This window comes from Variovorax sp. RO1 (assembly GCF_002849325.1).
Classification (GTDB): Bacteria; Pseudomonadota; Gammaproteobacteria; order Burkholderiales; family Burkholderiaceae_C; genus Variovorax.
The window spans coordinates 141,597-157,145 of record NZ_PKMT01000002.1 but is presented as its reverse complement, the minus strand read 5'-3'; the positions used below and the strand labels follow the sequence as shown (position 1 = coordinate 157,145).

General features: G+C 69.3%; 14 protein-coding genes. 7 read left to right on the top strand and 7 right to left on the bottom strand.

All coding sequences use genetic code 11. The annotated features are described in order from the left end of the window. Positions 1–22: 22 nt before the first annotated feature. Genes CY658_RS11895 through CY658_RS11880 form a run of 4 tightly spaced genes read right to left on the bottom strand, consistent with a single transcriptional unit; the run spans position 23 to position 4,212 of the window. Complete coding sequence (locus tag CY658_RS11895; protein WP_101490440.1) at positions 23–463, bottom strand: hypothetical protein; 441 nt, start codon at positions 461–463, stop codon at positions 23–25. Continuing rightward, a complete protein-coding gene (locus tag CY658_RS11890; RefSeq protein WP_101490439.1) occupies positions 456–1,796 on the bottom strand; it encodes a phosphatase PAP2/dual specificity phosphatase family protein in 1,341 nt (446 codons plus the stop codon). The genes CY658_RS11895 and CY658_RS11890 overlap by 8 nt, the downstream gene beginning before the upstream one ends. After that, positions 1,793–3,559 (bottom strand): bifunctional alpha/beta hydrolase/class I SAM-dependent methyltransferase, encoded by a 1,767-nt coding sequence (locus tag CY658_RS11885; RefSeq protein WP_101490438.1) that lies wholly within the window; start codon positions 3,557–3,559, stop codon positions 1,793–1,795. Before CY658_RS11885 ends, CY658_RS11890 begins: the two co-directional genes overlap by 4 nt. Positions 3,560–3,597: 38 nt before the next feature. Beyond that, entirely contained in the window at positions 3,598–4,212 is a 615-nt protein-coding gene (locus tag CY658_RS11880; protein ID WP_101490437.1) for a CDP-alcohol phosphatidyltransferase family protein, read from the bottom strand. 168 nt (positions 4,213–4,380) lie between these two features. Here CY658_RS11880 and ruvB point away from each other — a divergent pair, with 168 nt between their 5' ends. Together ruvB and dmeF are read left to right on the top strand one after the other, a co-directional pair. Next, the gene (ruvB, locus tag CY658_RS11875; RefSeq protein WP_099793082.1) at positions 4,381–5,445 is read left to right on the top strand and encodes a Holliday junction branch migration DNA helicase RuvB; all 1,065 of its coding nucleotides are present in this window, start codon (positions 4,381–4,383) and stop codon (positions 5,443–5,445) included. A 7-nt stretch (positions 5,446–5,452) separates the two neighbouring features. After that, the gene (dmeF, locus tag CY658_RS11870; RefSeq protein WP_101490436.1) at positions 5,453–6,415 is read left to right on the top strand and encodes a CDF family Co(II)/Ni(II) efflux transporter DmeF; all 963 of its coding nucleotides are present in this window, start codon (positions 5,453–5,455) and stop codon (positions 6,413–6,415) included. A 10-nt stretch (positions 6,416–6,425) separates the two neighbouring features. Here dmeF and CY658_RS11865 read toward each other — a convergent pair whose 3' ends face one another. The 3 genes from CY658_RS11865 to CY658_RS11855 form a co-directional block, all read right to left on the bottom strand. Beyond that, positions 6,426–6,869 (bottom strand): hypothetical protein, encoded by a 444-nt coding sequence (locus tag CY658_RS11865; protein ID WP_101490435.1) that lies wholly within the window; start codon positions 6,867–6,869, stop codon positions 6,426–6,428. Beyond that, positions 6,859–7,920: a M35 family metallo-endopeptidase gene (locus CY658_RS11860; RefSeq protein WP_257884850.1), complete on the bottom strand. Its 1,062-nt coding sequence runs from the start codon at positions 7,918–7,920 to the stop codon at positions 6,859–6,861. The genes CY658_RS11865 and CY658_RS11860 overlap by 11 nt, the downstream gene beginning before the upstream one ends. Before the next feature lie 74 nt (positions 7,921–7,994). Then, positions 7,995–9,743: a lysoplasmalogenase family protein gene (locus CY658_RS11855; protein ID WP_101490433.1), complete on the bottom strand. Its 1,749-nt coding sequence runs from the start codon at positions 9,741–9,743 to the stop codon at positions 7,995–7,997. Between the two features lie 94 nt (positions 9,744–9,837). Here CY658_RS11855 and CY658_RS11850 point away from each other — a divergent pair, with 94 nt between their 5' ends. The 5 genes from CY658_RS11850 to CY658_RS11830 all read left to right on the top strand — a co-directional run bounded on the left by CY658_RS11850 (position 9,838) and on the right by CY658_RS11830 (position 15,526). Next, a complete protein-coding gene (locus tag CY658_RS11850; protein WP_101490432.1) occupies positions 9,838–10,707 on the top strand; it encodes a UDP-2,3-diacylglucosamine diphosphatase in 870 nt (289 codons plus the stop codon). Between the two features lie 150 nt (positions 10,708–10,857). After that, positions 10,858–12,060: an acyl-CoA dehydrogenase family protein gene (locus tag CY658_RS11845; protein WP_101490431.1), complete on the top strand. Its 1,203-nt coding sequence runs from the start codon at positions 10,858–10,860 to the stop codon at positions 12,058–12,060. Between the two features lie 13 nt (positions 12,061–12,073). Further along, the gene (locus CY658_RS11840; RefSeq protein ID WP_101490430.1) at positions 12,074–13,231 is read left to right on the top strand and encodes an acyl-CoA dehydrogenase family protein; all 1,158 of its coding nucleotides are present in this window, start codon (positions 12,074–12,076) and stop codon (positions 13,229–13,231) included. A 4-nt stretch (positions 13,232–13,235) separates the two neighbouring features. After that, a complete protein-coding gene (locus tag CY658_RS11835) occupies positions 13,236–14,750 on the top strand; it encodes an acetyl-CoA acetyltransferase (protein WP_101490429.1) in 1,515 nt (504 codons plus the stop codon). After that, the gene (locus tag CY658_RS11830; RefSeq protein ID WP_101490428.1) at positions 14,747–15,526 is read left to right on the top strand and encodes an enoyl-CoA hydratase-related protein; all 780 of its coding nucleotides are present in this window, start codon (positions 14,747–14,749) and stop codon (positions 15,524–15,526) included. The genes CY658_RS11835 and CY658_RS11830 overlap by 4 nt, the downstream gene beginning before the upstream one ends. Positions 15,527–15,549: the final 23 nt, after the last annotated feature.

Below are 15,549 nucleotides of genomic sequence, written 5' to 3'. Positions count from 1 at the left end.
TTGGTGCCGTTGTCGTTGTTGTTCAAGCGAGTTCCTGTGTCATGAGGGCGAGGAGGAACAGCGCGTTCTGGCAGGCGATCACGATGGCGTGGCGCTGCATGAGTTGGCGGGTTCCCTGCACGCGGTCGGCGAGCGCGCGGGCGCTGGGGTGCGGCGGCGGGTCGCGCAGCCCGAGCACGGAGAGCGCGTTGTCCAGCGCACCCAACGTGGCGATCTGGCCGTTGGCCAGGCCTTCGAACAGCGCCTGGTCCAGCCGCAGCCGGAAGGCGAAGTAGCGTTCGAGCACGCCCAGCACCATCACCGCGGCAAACGCCAGGATGGCGGTGTTCGACAGCGCGCGCAGCGTGAGCGCCAGCACCAGCGCGGCGATGCAGGTGAGCGCGAAGCCCCAGAGGGCGAGCGCGGCCGCCGCGCGCAACAGGCCGGCCAGGGAGGTGCAGGTGGCGCGTTCGTTGTCAGTCATGGCGCGAAGGTCCTCCAAGGGGTTCGAGTGCGGCACGCCAGGCGGCGCGCAGCACGATCTGCGGGCGTGCGCGGCGCACGGTGTCTTCGGCCTGCGCCAGGCCGTGGTCGCGGCCCAGCCAGGCGATCATGGCGGCGGCGCTGCGCGAGAAGCCCAGCGCGCAGCAGACCCACACGGCCGAACCGTCGGCCACTGCGGCGCGGCGTTGGCCTTCGATGACGGCCGCGGCGCGGCGCAGGCGCACGGGTGGCGGCACCACGAGGTCGAGCAGCGGCACGCAGCGCGCGTGTGTGGACGGCACGCCGGCCGGCAGTTGAAGTTCGGCGCACAGGCTCACGAGCCGCGGCTGGCCGGCGGCGAGCCATTCGGCCTGCGTGGGGCGACGGCCCAGGCGCAGGCCCGGCACCACCTCGACCGAGGCGGGCAGCTTGCGCGTCCAGAGCCACACGTTGAAGGCCGCGCCCAGGAGGTAGGGCGCCAACAGCCAGCGCGCCGCCCAGCCCATGCGGCCGTGGCCGTCCATCTGGAAGCCGCGCGCGCCGAAGCCGAGGTAATTGAGCGCCACCAGCGCGAGCGCCGCCGCAGGCCACGCCAGCCACAGCGCCACGCCGCCCGTTGCCAGCCCTGCGCCCAGGCACAGCGCCGCGCCCACGGCATAGAAGCCCGCGAGCTTCAGCCGCTGCGGATCGCGCGCGAGGCGCCACGCGCGCAGCATCGACACGCGGCGCGCCATCGGCCACAGCCACACGCAGAAGATGCCGAGCAGCGCGCCGGTCGGGATGTCGATGAAATGGTGCTGCCAGGTCGTGAGCACCGAGGCGCAGATCGCGAAGGCCCACACATGCAGCACGAGCCGCGCCCACAGCGGCCGGATGAAGCGCCGGTACCAGTCCCACAGGATCACGGCCAGCGCGATGTGCAGCGAGGGCGCCTGGTTGTACGGCTGGTCGAAGCCGCGCAGCGCATTGAACAGGAAGGCCGGTGCGCCCTCCACCGGCGGCTGGCCGAAGCTGAAGTGCAGCGGCCAGAGGATGAAGCAGGTGCAGGCGATGAGCGTGGCGCTCACGAGCCGCAGCGCATGCCGGTCGAGCGTGTGGCGGTCGCGCGCCAGGAACAGCGACAGCGCGTAGAAGACGTTGATGGTCCAGTACGGAAAGATCGTCCAGGCCCAGAAAGGCACCTGCCGCTCCCAGTCGAAGGCCATCGAGGGCACGCTGGCGCGCGTGGTGGCCCACCAGTTGGCGAAGCCGTAGGTCGCGTAGAACAGCGGCCCCAGAAACACCAGCCACGCGGCGGCGCGCTTCCACGGCCGGGGCGCCAGCCGGGCGGTCATTGCGCGACGCGCACCGCCAGCGACACCGTGAAGATCCCCCACTCGTCGACGCGCTGGTCGATCTTGCGGAAGCCCGCCTCTTCGACCAGCTGGTCCATCTCGGCCTGCGTGCGCCGGCGCATCACCCAGGCTTCGCCCTGGCGGTGGCTGGTGAGCGCGCGGGCGATCATTTCGAGCTGCGGGTGCCAGGGCTGGCCGGTGTAGACCAGGTAGCCGCGGTCTTCCACCGCGTCGCCCACGCCCGCGAGCGAGCGGCGCACCATCTCGTTGTCGGGGAACAGCTCGTACAGGCCCGAGACCACGGCCAGCGTGGGCCGCGGCGTGACGCTGGCGAGGCTCACGCGGTCGAAGGCGTCGGCCTGCACGAACTGGGCGACGTCTTCCAGGCCCTTCTCGGCGATGAGGGCTGTGCCGTCGCGCACATTGATGTCGCTGTAGTCGCGCAGCAAAACCGAGCTGGCCTTCACCGGGCTGGCCAGCACGGCGTCGAGCACGTAGCGGCCGTGGCCGGCCGCGATGTCCATGAGCCGCACCTCGCGGTGCATTTCGACCAGCCGTTCCATCGCGATGCGCAGCAGCTCTTCCACGTGGACCTTGCGCTGGCGGATGCCGCGCCAGCCGATGGAGTCGAGGTAGGTGCGGTCGACCGAGCGGCCCAGCGCGCCCTTGCCCTGCGGCTGGTTGCGGTAGACGTAGTCGAGCGTGCTGCCCGAGTCGAAGCCGGTGGCGTGGCCCAGCGCCACGCCGCTGGACAGCGCACCGCCCACGCGCAGCCCGCCGCGCGTCATGGCCCAGTAGGCGCCGCGCGGCGACAGCGGCGAGAGCGGTTCGGCCAGCGCACGCGACTCGTCGGCGGTGTGGCCGTGCAGGTGCGCCTCGCGCAGGTCGACCGGCACGGCAGGTTCGTCGAAGCGCTGCAGGATGAATTCGCGGATCGACGCCACCGCGGGCGCCCGGTCTTTCTCGCCCAGCGTGTCGTGGAAGAAGCCCGGCAGCACCGTCTTCGTCTTCACGGCGCTGCCCAGCCGGTCGAAGAACTGGTGCTGCGGCTTGTGGTGCACCACCCAGTCGGCGCCCGAGATGAGCAGCTGCACCGGCAGCGTGATCGCGTTGGCGTCGGCCACCACGCGGTCGGCCGCCTCGTACAGGCCCAGCAGGATGTTGACGGCGATGGGGCGCGAGATCAGCGGGTCATTCTTGTAGCTCTCGATGCGCTCGGGGTCGTGCGTGAGGAACTTCGGCTTCACGTAGCTGTTCACGAAGAACAGCCCGCGCAGCTTGTGCATGAGCGCCAGCCCCGGCCGCGCGAACGGCACGTAGAGCTTGACCTTGAAGGCCGGCGAGGCCAGCGTGAGGCCGCGCACCTTGGGGGCGTAGTCGTGCGCCCAGGTGGCGATCAGCACCGCGCCCACGCTCTGCGCGACCACGTGGATGTCGTGCTCGGGCACGCCGTGTGCGGCGGCGATGTGCTGCACGAAGGTCTGCACGTCGCGCACCGAGGTGCCGAAGCTGGGGCTGTAGCCGCGCTGGCCCGGCGAGCGGCCGTGGCCGCGCGCGTCCCAGGCGAAGAAATCGAAGTCGGGCAGGTTCAGCTCGTCGACCAGGTGCGCCATGCGCGCGCCGTGCTCATGGCCGCGGTGGAACAGCAGCACGGCACCGCGCCGTGCGCCGCTGGTGGCGGGCCAGTGGCGATAGAACAGCGATTCGCCGTCGTGCGTGCGGAAGTGGTGCTCGGCGGCAACGCGGGGTGCGGAAAGGGTCATGGAGCGGGTTCTTTTCTATTTATTTGTGTGGGGGTGTTTCAGGCGGCGGGCGCCTCGGCCTCGGCCAAGGCGCGGCGGATGCGGTTGACGACCGTCCAGGCCACCAATGCAGCCAGCAACGGCATCAGCAGCGCCGTCCAGCCCGGCAGCGGCCCGCCAAGGGCCACATACAACCCGAGCGCGCCGAACACGAAGGCCCGGTCGCTTTTGCCCATCGGCCCGTCGTAGCGGCGCGAGGCGCCCACCGTCGGGCCCAGCGCGCCGGCGAATTCGCTCAGCCCGGCCAGCACGATGACCGTGCCGACCCAGAACGGCACAAACGGCACCACGAGCACGAAGGGCAGGTAGAGCGCGGCGTCGGAGACCACGTCGGTGAGTTCGTTGAGGAAGGCGCCCAGCTTGCTCTGCTGGTGGTGTTCGCGCGCCAGCATGCCGTCGATGGCGTTGAAGGCCATGCGCAGGAACATCCAGGCGGGAATCAGGCCGAAGGCGGCCAGCGAGGGTGCGGCGAAGAACAGCCAGAGCCCGAGCACGACCGACACCGCGCAGGCCGCCAGCGTCACCTGGTTGGCCGTCACGCCCATCGCATGCAGCCGGACCACGAGCGGTCGCAGCAGTGCCTGGAAACGCGGTTTCAGTTCGTAGATGGACACGTTCTGACTTCCCTCTCTTGTTATGTTCTACAGGCATTCTGCCAGCGTGAAAAATGGCCCCCACGCTCGGCACTTCGTGTCCTCGCTGCCCCCCGAGGGGGCGCTCGCTTGCTTGGGGCGGCCCGGCGCAGCGCGCGGACTAAACTCGTCTGTGAACACCCACCCCAAATGACCATCCAGACCGACGATTTCGCCCCCGCCCCGCAACGCGTGGTGTCCGCCGCCCCGGCCTCGCCCAACGAGGAGGCGATCGAGCGGGCCCTGCGGCCCAAACTGCTCGACGAGTACGTCGGCCAGGCCAAGGTGCGCGAGCAGCTCGAGATCTTCATCGGCGCGGCGCGCAAGCGCAAAGAGGCGCTCGACCACGTGCTGCTGTTCGGCCCGCCGGGCCTGGGCAAGACCACGCTGTCGCACATCATTGCGGCCGAGCTGGGCGTCAACCTGCGCCAGACCTCGGGCCCGGTGCTCGAGAAGCCCAAGGACCTGGCGGCACTGCTGACCAACCTCGAGCCCAACGACGTGCTCTTCATCGACGAAATCCACCGCCTGAGCCCGGTCGTCGAAGAAATCCTGTACCCCGCGCTGGAGGACTACCAGATCGACATCATGATCGGCGAGGGCCCCGCGGCGCGCAGCATCAAGCTCGACCTGCAGCCCTTCACGCTGGTGGGCGCCACCACCCGCGCCGGCATGCTGACCAACCCGCTGCGCGACCGCTTCGGCATCGTCGCGCGGCTGGAGTTCTACACGCCCGAAGAACTCGCGCTCATCGTGACCCGCAGCGCCCGCCTGCTCAAGGTCGAGACCGACGCGGCCGGCGGCTTCGAGATCGCGCGCCGTTCGCGCGGCACGCCCCGCATCGCCAACCGCCTGCTGCGCCGCGTGCGCGACTACGCCGAGGTGAAGGGCGACGGCCGCATCACCGAAGACATCGCCCACAAGGCGCTCGCCATGCTCGACGTCGATCCGCAGGGTTTCGACCTCATGGACCGCAAGCTGCTCGAGGCCGTGATCCACCGTTTCGACGGCGGCCCGGTCGGCCTGGACAACGTGGCCGCCAGCATCGGCGAAGAGCGCGACACCATCGAAGACGTGATCGAGCCTTACCTCATCCAGCAGGGTTATCTGCAACGCACACCGCGCGGGCGCATCGCCACGCTCGCGGCGTATCGCCACCTGGGCGTGACGCCGCCATCGAGCCGCTCGGACGGACAAGACCTTTTCGGAGCCTGAGAATTCCATGCACACCCATGACCTGAGCGCCTGGCAGCACGACCACCATTTCGGCGCCGGCAATGCCGCCGCCGAACGCAGCACCCGCCTCGTGATGTGGATCACCGCCGCGATGATGGTGGTCGAGATCGGCGCCGGCTGGTGGTTCAACTCCATGGCGCTGCTGGCCGACGGCTGGCACATGAGCTCGCACGCGCTGGCCATCGGCCTGAGCGCCTTTGCCTACGCCGCCGCACGGCGCTACGCCCGCGACCCGCGCTTTGCCTTCGGCACCTGGAAGATCGAGGTGCTCGGCGGCTTCGCGAGCGCGCTGCTGCTGCTCGGCGTCGCCGCGCTCATGGTGGTCGGTTCGCTGGAGCGGCTGTGGTCGCCCGTGGCCATCCACTACCCCGAAGCCATCTCGATCGCGGTGCTGGGCCTGGTGGTGAACCTGGTCTGCGCGCGGCTCCTGGGGCATTCGCACGATCACCACGGCCATGACCACGGGCACGGTCATGACCACCACGGTCACGATCACGACCACGCGCATGGCCACGACCTCAACCTGCGCTCCGCCTACCTGCACGTGGTGGCCGACGCCGCCACCTCGGTGCTCGCCATCGCGGCGCTGCTGGGCGGCTGGTTCTACGGCTGGTCCTGGCTCGACCCGGCCATGGGCATCGTCGGCGCCGTGCTCGTCGCCGTCTGGGCCAAGGGCCTGCTGAAGGAAACCGGCAAGGTCCTGCTCGACCGCGAGATGGACCACCCCGTTACCGAAGAAATCCGCGAAGGCGTCGAGACGATGCTGGCCGATTCAGAAACCCGCGTGGCCGACCTGCACGTCTGGCGCGTCGGCCGCGATGCGTACGCCTGCGCGCTGACGGTGGTGACGCACTCGACCACGCTCACGGTCGACCAAGTGCGGGCGTGCTTCTCGATGCACGAGGAGATCCGGCACTCGACGGTGGAAATCCAGCGCTGCGCGGAGTAGCGCAGCGCCTTCAGCGCTTGAAGCCGGGAATCGGCACCGGCAAGCAGTCGGGTATGTCTTTCATGGGCGGCGCCACGTTGATGCCTGCGTAGTTGCCGTCAAGGGTCGACCATGCAGCGGGATAGACATTCGACGAGACATTCAACTTCACGCCATCGAAAAGAACGCGAACTGCACGCGCCGCTTCCACGGCGCGGCGCTGCGCCAGCTGTTTCGCATCGGGGGCGGTGTCGCGTGCGACGCCCTCGATGTCTGCCGTGTCCAGGTGCGGGTACAGGCGACGGAAGTGATCCAGCTTGTTGGCCAGCAGAACCACCTGATCCCGGCTCAAGGTCGCGGAGCCCTCGTCAAAGGCCAGCATGATCATCAGTGGCGGCTTGCATGCTTGCGCCGCATTGCCGATGCCCGACCCGATCAGGACGGCCAGAGCGAAGAAGAAGGGTCTAGTCGCCATACAGAACGAACCCCACGACGCTGTCCGCGTTGACCCTTGCCGCGCTGGGATTGGATGCCATCAATTTCAGGCTCTGCGCCATTTGGTAGACCGTATCGGTCGACGAAAACACATCATCAAAGTGAGTTACCTCGTGGAGGATGGTGGCCAGCTTCGAGTCGATTCTGTAAGAGATATCGGGGAGTTCGCAAAACGGAAACCCGATCCCTATCGTGCGCGTCTTGAGGTCGGGCTTGCACACTTCAGCAGCAAGGCGACCGATATTGCCTGAAGGGATGCAGCCGACATTGCGCATCGCTTCCTCTGAGTAGCGAACGAAGTTGGCTTCTGTCAGTCCCTTCAGTACACGGATGCATGCTTTCAGGCCCGTGTCGAGGTGGCGTCGCAAATCTTCGTCGTCCTGACCGAACCACTTGGTCGCGCGTTCCCGTTCCGGCTTTCCCCACACTGCCAGGTCTTTGACGCGTTTTTCGACCAGGCCAACGGCGAGGTCTCGCAGCCCCAAGACCTTGGTCGCGAACTCCTTGTTGGTCATGTTCGGACAGATGTTCTCCGTCTGCTCGGCCTCGGGTGGATGACTCACTGCGGCGTCGACCAGCTTCTTGCTCGCCGCAACGGCCGCGGAATCTCCGGAGAACCATCCCTGTGGTGGAATCGCGCTGGCGTTGAACGCTCCCGCTGCGGTGCTCATGCCGTCATCGAAGTTCGCCGATTGCTGCAACGTGGCCACGAGCGCCGGAGGAATCGGGCAGTGACAAACCACCACGTCGCCCTCCAGTGCCACTTCCCCTAGGAATTGCATGCGCCGTGGCCCGCCTGCTTTCGCAATGATGCCGACGCTGTTGCATCCCTCGCAGTACGCGCGTCCTCCGATGAGTGCGACCTGATGACCATGAATTTCGGCGGTGGGTCCGCCGTAGGGCAGCACTCGGCCTCCGGGCGTTGGCGGATCGCCCACCACAATGATTTTTCTCTCCACTTTTCCCTCCCAGGATCGTTTTGGTGGGGCATTGTGGAGAGCGGGTAAGCCCTGCGCGTGGACGTAGTTCACGAAGCCGGCGCTTCTTCGTATGAACGCGGGTTTCATGACCGCAGTCGGTCGTTCGTGGGAGGTCAGCAACAGGCTCAGGCCCCCGGCCGACGGATGTGCCGCACGATCAACATCTGCGCCACGTAATAGGTAGACAGCACCCACAGCGACGCCAGCGGCAGCGGCGACACGAACCGGTTGATCGCCAGCAGCGCGTCGCTCAGCATGAAGAAGCAGGCGCCCACCGCCACCCACAGCGCGGCTGGGTCGCCTGAACGCAGCACCGCCGCGCGGCCGATGGCCTGCGCCGCCATGCAGGCGATCACCACCACATAAAACCCGACCGGAATGCGCAGTGCCACTGGCAGGCCGCCCTGCCAGAGAAAGGCGTACATGCCCACGCCGATCAGCAGCGTGGCCGCCAGTGCGCGGGGACGCGGGAACAAACCGACGCCGATGCGGAACAGCGCGATGTACGCCAGGTGCGCGAGCAGGAAGCACACGAGCCCGAGCACGAACAGGTTCGCCGGCCCCATCAGCAGCACGTCACCCACGAGCGAGGCGACCAGGCCGGTGAGCAGCAATGCATCGAAGCGCGTCACGCCGCCGGCTTGCTGTTGCGCGCGGCGGGCCGCGAAGACGATGGCGATTGCCAAAGCCAGCGGCTTGCAGAGGAGGTGCAGCCAGCCGATGCCCAGCGCCGCGCTCGCCGTGGCCAGCGCGGCCGCTTCGACCAGCAGCACCTCGGTGACCGAGAGCCGACCCTGCAGCACCGCGCCCACCGCCCACAGCCCGGCCGTGAGCGCGGCCAGCCAGACGGCGGCCTGCGGCAGCGGCAGGGCGTCGGAGAACCAGAGGAACACCGTCACCGCAGCCAGCAGCCCGAGGAACTGCAGGCCCGCGAACCACTGCACGCCGCGGCCCACCACGGGCTCGTAGCGCGTCACCTGCGCGATGTCGAAGGCGGGCTTCGGGTAGCGCGCCGCCACGTCGTCCGGCCGCCAGCCGGGCGGCTTGAACCACACGCGCAGCTTGTCGGACCAGCGGCGCGCGCGCCACGAATCGCGCGCCAGTGCCCAGTACACCTCGGCGTTGGCCCACAGCGGGTCCCAGCTCTTGAGTTCGCCGCGCGTGCCGTAGACGCAGCGTTCGTCTTCTTCACGGAAGGTGCCGAAGAGGCGGTCCCACACGATCAGCACGCCGCCGTAGTTGCGGTCCAGGTAGGTGTCGTTCACCGCGTGGTGCACGCGGTGGTTCGAGGGCGAGCAGAACCAGCGGTCGAACCAGCCCAGCTTGCCGACCTGCTCGGTGTGCACCCAGAACTGGTAGAGCAGGTCGATGAGCGCCACCACGCCGAACACCAGCGGCGGCACACCGGCCACGGCCATCGGCAGGTAGAAGATCCAGCCCAGCAAAGCGCCGCTCGAGGTCTGGCGCAGCGCGGTCGACAGGTTGTAGTGCTGGCTCTGGTGGTGCACCACGTGCGCCGCCCACAGCACGGCCGACTCGTGGCCCATGCGGTGCAGCCAGTAGTAGCAGAAGTCGTAGAACACCAGCGCCAGCAGCCAGCCGTACCAGGTGGTCCAGAACTCGCGCGCCGCGTCTTGCGGAAAGAGCGCCACTGCCGTGTACACCGCCGTGTAGATGCCGATGCGCAGCAGCCCCGTGAGCACCGCGCTGATCTGGCTCAGCATGCCCAGCCCGATGCTGTTCACGGCGTCGGCCAGGCGGTAGGTGTCCTGTCCGGTGCCGCGGCGCGCGCGCGCGCGGCCGACCGCGAACTCGATCGCGATGAGCAAAAAGAACACGGGGGACGCGAGAACGATGATCTGGCCAGGGCGCATCGTGCGATTGTGGCGTTGCCCTGCGGCCACGCGTCACCGGGATGTCACGGAGTCGCCATCGTGCGGTCACGCGCGGCTGCGAACCTACCGGACCATGCAACGCGACGACGCTTTCCTTCGCGCCTGGCGCGACACCGCGATCCAGCCTCCCGAGCCGGAGGACGACGATGCGGCGCGTCCGGCGCTGCGCTATCGCACCCTCTGGATCTCCGACCTGCACCTGGGCACGCCCGGCTGCCAGGCGCGGGCACTGCTCGACTTCCTGAAGTACACCGAGTGCGAGACCCTGTTCCTGGTCGGCGACATCATCGACGGCTGGCAGCTCAAGCGCCACTGGTACTGGCCGCAGGCGCACAACGACGTGATCCAGAAGCTGCTGCGCAAGGCGCGCAAGGGCACGCGCGTGATCTTCATTCCGGGCAACCACGACGAGTTCGCCCGGAAGTACCTGAACCACAACTTTGGCGGCATCGACGTGGCCGACGAATGGATCCACGAAACCGCCGACGGCCGCAAGTTGTGGATCATCCACGGCGACCTGTTCGACGGCGTGATCCAGTGCGCCAAGTGGCTGGCCTACGTGGGCGACTCGCTCTACGAATTCACGCTCAAGCTCAACCGCCACCTCAACTCGCTGCGCGCGCGCATGGGGCTGCCGTACTGGTCGCTCTCGAAGTACCTCAAGGGCAAGGTCAAGCGCGCCGTGAGCTACGTGGGCGACTTCGAGAACGCCGTGGCCCGCGAGGCCCGCAACCGCGGCGCGCAGGGCGTGGTCTGCGGCCACATCCACCACGCCGAGATGCGCGACATCGACGGCATCCTGTACTGCAACGACGGTGACTGGGTGGAAAGCCTCACCGCGCTGGCCGAGCATGCCGACGGGACGCTCGAGATCATCGACTGGGCGCAGCACATGCCGGTCGGGACGCAGGCGGTGCCGGCGCGCGAAGCGGTCGCGGCCTGAACGTTCGGCCCTGCACGCCCTGCACGGGCCTCGACTGAAGAAAAAAGCGCTCACTGCCGCCATGGGGCGCGCACGTTCGTCCGATCCGACGATGCCGCGCGGGCGCGCGCGCCGCACACTTGCCAGGTGTGAACCCTGTGAGACAACACCATGGCCTGGACACTCAGCGCGGCAGAGACCGCGTTTCGCGACGAGGTTCGCGATTTTCTTGCGCGCGAGCTGACGCCTGAGCTGCGCGCCGCAGGGCGTCGCTGCTCCGGCATCTTCACCGACTACGCCGACGGCAACCGCTGGCACCGCGTGCTGGCCCAGCGCGGCTGGAGCGTGCCGCACTGGCCGGTGGAACACGGCGGCACCGGCTGGACGCCGATGCAGCACTACCTCTTCGCGAGCGAGCTGGCCGCGGCCGACGCGCCGCCGCGTGCGCCCATGGGGCCCGGCATGGTCGCGCCGGTGATCATCGCCTTCGGCACCGAAGCGCAGAAGCAGGCCTGGCTGCCCGGCATCCGTTCGGGCGAGGGCTACTGGTGCCAGGGCTACTCCGAGCCGCAGTCGGGCTCCGACCTCGCCTCGTTGCAATGCAAGGCGGTGCGCGATGGCGATGACTACGTCATCAACGGCACCAAGATCTGGACCACCCACGCGCAGTACGCCAACCGCATGTTCTGCCTCGTGCGCACCGCCTCGGGCGGCAAGGCGCAGCAGGGCATCAGCTTCCTGTGCTTCGACATTCCCCGGGCCGGTCTGACGATCCGCCCGATCATCAGCATCTCGGGCGACCACGAGCTCAACCAGGTGTTCTTCGACGACGTGCGCGTGCCCGCCAGCGGCCTCATCGGCGAGGAGAACCAGGGCTGGACGGTGGCCAAATACCTGCTGCAGCACGAGCGCGGCGGGGCCTGGGCGCCGATGCTGCGCGCGCGCCTGCGCCGGCTGCGCACCGCCGCCGACAGCGCCTTCTCGGCCGCAGGTGAGTCCGCCGCCGACGAGGCGCGCGAAATGGCGCTGCGCCTGGCCGAGGTGGACTGCGCCATCGACGCGGTCGAGGCCACCGAGCTGCAGTCGCTGCGCGCCCAGGCGCGCGGCGAGCCGCATGGCATCCGGCCCTCGATGGGCAAGGTGATGGGCTCCGAGCTGCGCCAGCGCCTGACCGAACTCGGCGTGGAAATCGCCGCCCACTACGCGGCGGCCGACCTGCCGCTGGACGACAGCCTGCAGGGCGCGCTCGCCGTGCCCGAGGAGGCGGTGTTCTCGATGTCTGCCTACCTCAACGACCGCGCGGCGTCGATCTATGCCGGCTCCAACGAAGTGCAGCGCAACATCATCGCGGCGCAGCTCCTGCAATCACGCTGAGGCTCGTTTTTTCATGACCACCCTCACCGAACAAGACGACACCCTCGCGATGCTGCGCGACAGCCTCGCGCGCTACCTCGACGACCAGCACGGCTTCGAGCAACGGCTGCATGCGCTGGCCGCTGCCGACGACGCACCGCCGCCGTTCTGGCAAGGCCTGGCGCGTGACCTCGGGCTGCTGGGCGCGGCCCTGCCCGAAGCGCAGGGCGGGTTGGGTCTTGGCCTGGCCGCGCACCTCGCGTTGCTGCCCACACTGGGCGGCGAACTCGCAGCCGAGCCTTATCTTTCCACGCTGGTGATCGGTGCCGGCCTGCTGCAGCGCCATCCGGGCGCGATGGCCGATGCGCTGCTCGCGCGCGTCGTCGCGGGGCAGGCCGTGCTGGCCTTCGCGCACGACGAGCCGCACAGCCGCCATGCGCGTGACGACGTGCGCACGACGCTCGTGCGCGAGGCCGACGGCCGGCTGCGGCTCGACGGCCGCAAGGCCGTGGTGCAGGCCGCGCCGTGGGCCAGCCACTTCATCGTCACGGCGCGCAGCGACAAGGGCTTGTCGTTGCTGGTCGTGCCCAAGGACGCGCCCGGCGTTCAGCTGCGCGCCTACCGCACGCGCGACGGCGGCCGCGCGGCCGACATCGCCTTCGAGGCGGTGCGCCTGAATGCCGATGCGCTGCTCGGCACCGAAGGCGGCGCGCTGCCGCAGATCGAGCAGGCGCTCGACGAGGCCACGCTCGCGGTCTGCGCCGAGTCCATCGGCATCCTGCGCCGGCTGATGCGCGACACGCTCGACTACGTGCGCCAGCGCAAGCAGTTCGGCGTGCCGATCTCCAGCTTCCAGGTGCTGCAGCACCGGCTCGCCGACATGCACATGGCGCTCGAACAAGCCGACGCGCTCACCGCCAGCGTGGGCGAGGCACTGGCCTCGGGCGCCGATGCGGCGTCGCGCGCCCGCGCCGTGTCGTCCGCCAAGGTCGCGGTCGCCAAGGCCTGTCGCGCCGTGGGGCAGGGCGCGGTGCAGCTGCACGGCGGCATGGGCATGACCGAAGAACTCGCCGTCGGCCATTACGTGCGCCGCGCCACCCTCATCGAAGGCCAGTTCGGCCCGCCCGCGTGGCATTTGCGCCGCGTGGCGCAGCTTCAGCAACAACAGCAACAACTCTCAGAGCAGCAGTAACCCCATGACAGCACTGGACGACCGCACGCCGGTCATCGTCGGCGTCGGCGAGATCACGCACCGCACCAAGGAGGCCGCCGAAGGCCTCGAACCCATCGAGCTGATGGCGCGTGCCATGCGCGCGGCCGAACAGGACAGCGGCGCCGCCGCGCTGCTGGCCGGCCTCGACTCGCTCGACATCGTCTGCGAGTACTCGTGGCCCTACACCGATGCGCCCGCGCTGCTCAACGCGCGCCTGGGGTGCAGCCCGGCGCGCAGCGTCTACGGCGTCACCGGCGGCGAATCGCCGGTGCGCTACATCCACGAGGCCGCGCTGCGCATCGCGCGCGGCGAGAGCACCGTGGCGGCCGTCACCGGCGCCGAGGCGCGCTACACGGTCGATGCCGCCGCCAAGCTCGGCACGCCGCTGGCCTGGACGCCGCGCGACGACAGCGTGAAGCTGGTGCGCGGCACCGACATCTGCCACCCCGTGGCGATCAAGCTCGGCGCCGCCATGCCGACCACCATCTACCCCTTCTACGAGAACGCCGCGCTCGCGCACTGGGGCCAGACGCCGCGTCAGGCGCAGGACGAGTCGTCGCGCCTGTGGGCGCGCTACTCCGAGGTGGCCGCCGCCAACCCCTACGCCTGGCTGCGCAAGCCCTTCACGCCCGAAGACATCGCGCGCATCGATGCGGCCAACCGCCTCATTGCTTGGCCGTACACCAAGCACATGGTGGCGAATCCGCTGGTCAACATGGGCGCGGCCGTGCTGCTCACCAGCGTGGGCCATGCGCGCGAACTCGGCATTCCCGAAGACCGCTGGGTCTACGTGTGGGACGGCGCCGCCGCGCGCGAGCCGCGCGACTACCTGCAGCGCGACCAGTACCACCGCTCGCACGCACAGGACCTGGTGATGGAAACCGTGCTCGCGCAGGTCGGCGGCGACGCCTCGGCCTTCGAGATGCTGGAGCTTTACAGCTGCTTCCCCATCGTGCCCAAGATGGCGCGCCGCACGCTGGGCCTCGCGCCCGAGGCGCGCATGACCTCCACCGGCGGCCTGAGCTTCTTCGGCGCGCCGCTCAACGACTACATGACGCACGCCGCCGCCGGCCTGGTGCGCGCGCTGCGCGACGCACCCAAGGGCAAGGCCGCGCTGCTCTACGGGCAGGGCGAGTACGTCACCAAGCACCATGCGCTGGTGCTCGGCTCCAGCCCGCCGCCGCAGGGGCTACCGAAGCCCGACTACAGCGTGCAGGCCGCCGCCGATGCGCGGCGCGGGCCGGTGCCGCCGCTGGTGCTGCAGTACGCGGGCGCCGCCACGCTGGAGACCTTCACCGTGGTCTACGGCCGCGACGGCCAGCCTTCGCAGGGCATCGTGATCGCGCGCACGCCGGCCGGTGAACGGCTCATGGCGCGCGTCGAGGCGACGGATGCGGCTTCGCTGAAGGTGCTGACCGACCTTGACCGCAGCCCCGTCGGTTGCGGCGGCACGGTGACGGCAGGCGCGGACGATCTTTTGAACTGGAGCGTGGCATGACTGCAGTGACTGTCGAACGTTTGCTGGGCCACGTCGCCCTCGTCACCATCGACCGCCCCGAGGCGCGCAACGCCGTCAACGGCGACGTGGCCACGGGGCTCGAAGCCGCCGTCGATGCCACCGAGGCCGACGACGACATCCGCGCCGTGGTGCTCACCGGAGCCGGCCGCGAGGCCTTCTGCGCGGGCGCCGACTTGAAGGAGGTGTCGGCCGGCCGCGGCAGCGCGCTGCGCACCGAGCGTGGCGGCTTCGCGGGCTTCGTGTACCGCGAGCGCAGCAAGCCGTGGATCGCCGCCGTCAACGGCAAGGCGCTGGCCGGCGGTACCGAACTCGTGCTGGCCTGCGACCTCGTGGTGGCCGTGCGGCAGGCCGCCTTCGGCCTCCCCGAAGTGCTGCGCGGGCTGATCGCTGCGGCGGGCGGGCTGTACCGGCTGCCGCGCGCCATTCCGCCGAACATCGCGCTCGAACTGATCCTCACGGCGGGCCAGCTCGATGCCGAACGCGCGCACGGCTTCGGCCTGGTCAATCGTCTTGTGGCTGACGTCGATGGGTTGCGCGAAGCCGCGCTGGCGCTGGCCGCCGAGATCGCGCGCAACGCTCCGGTGGCGGTGCGCCAGAGCCTGCGCGTGGCGCGCGAGGCGAACAGCGGACTTGATGAGGCCGCGTTGCGCGCCCTCACGCGCGACGCCTTCGAGCGCGTGGCCGCGAGCGAAGACTTCAAGGAAGGCCCACGCGCCTTCATCGAAAAGCGCGCGCCGCATTGGAGCGGTCGCTGAATCCCCAAAGGAAAGAGCCCCCC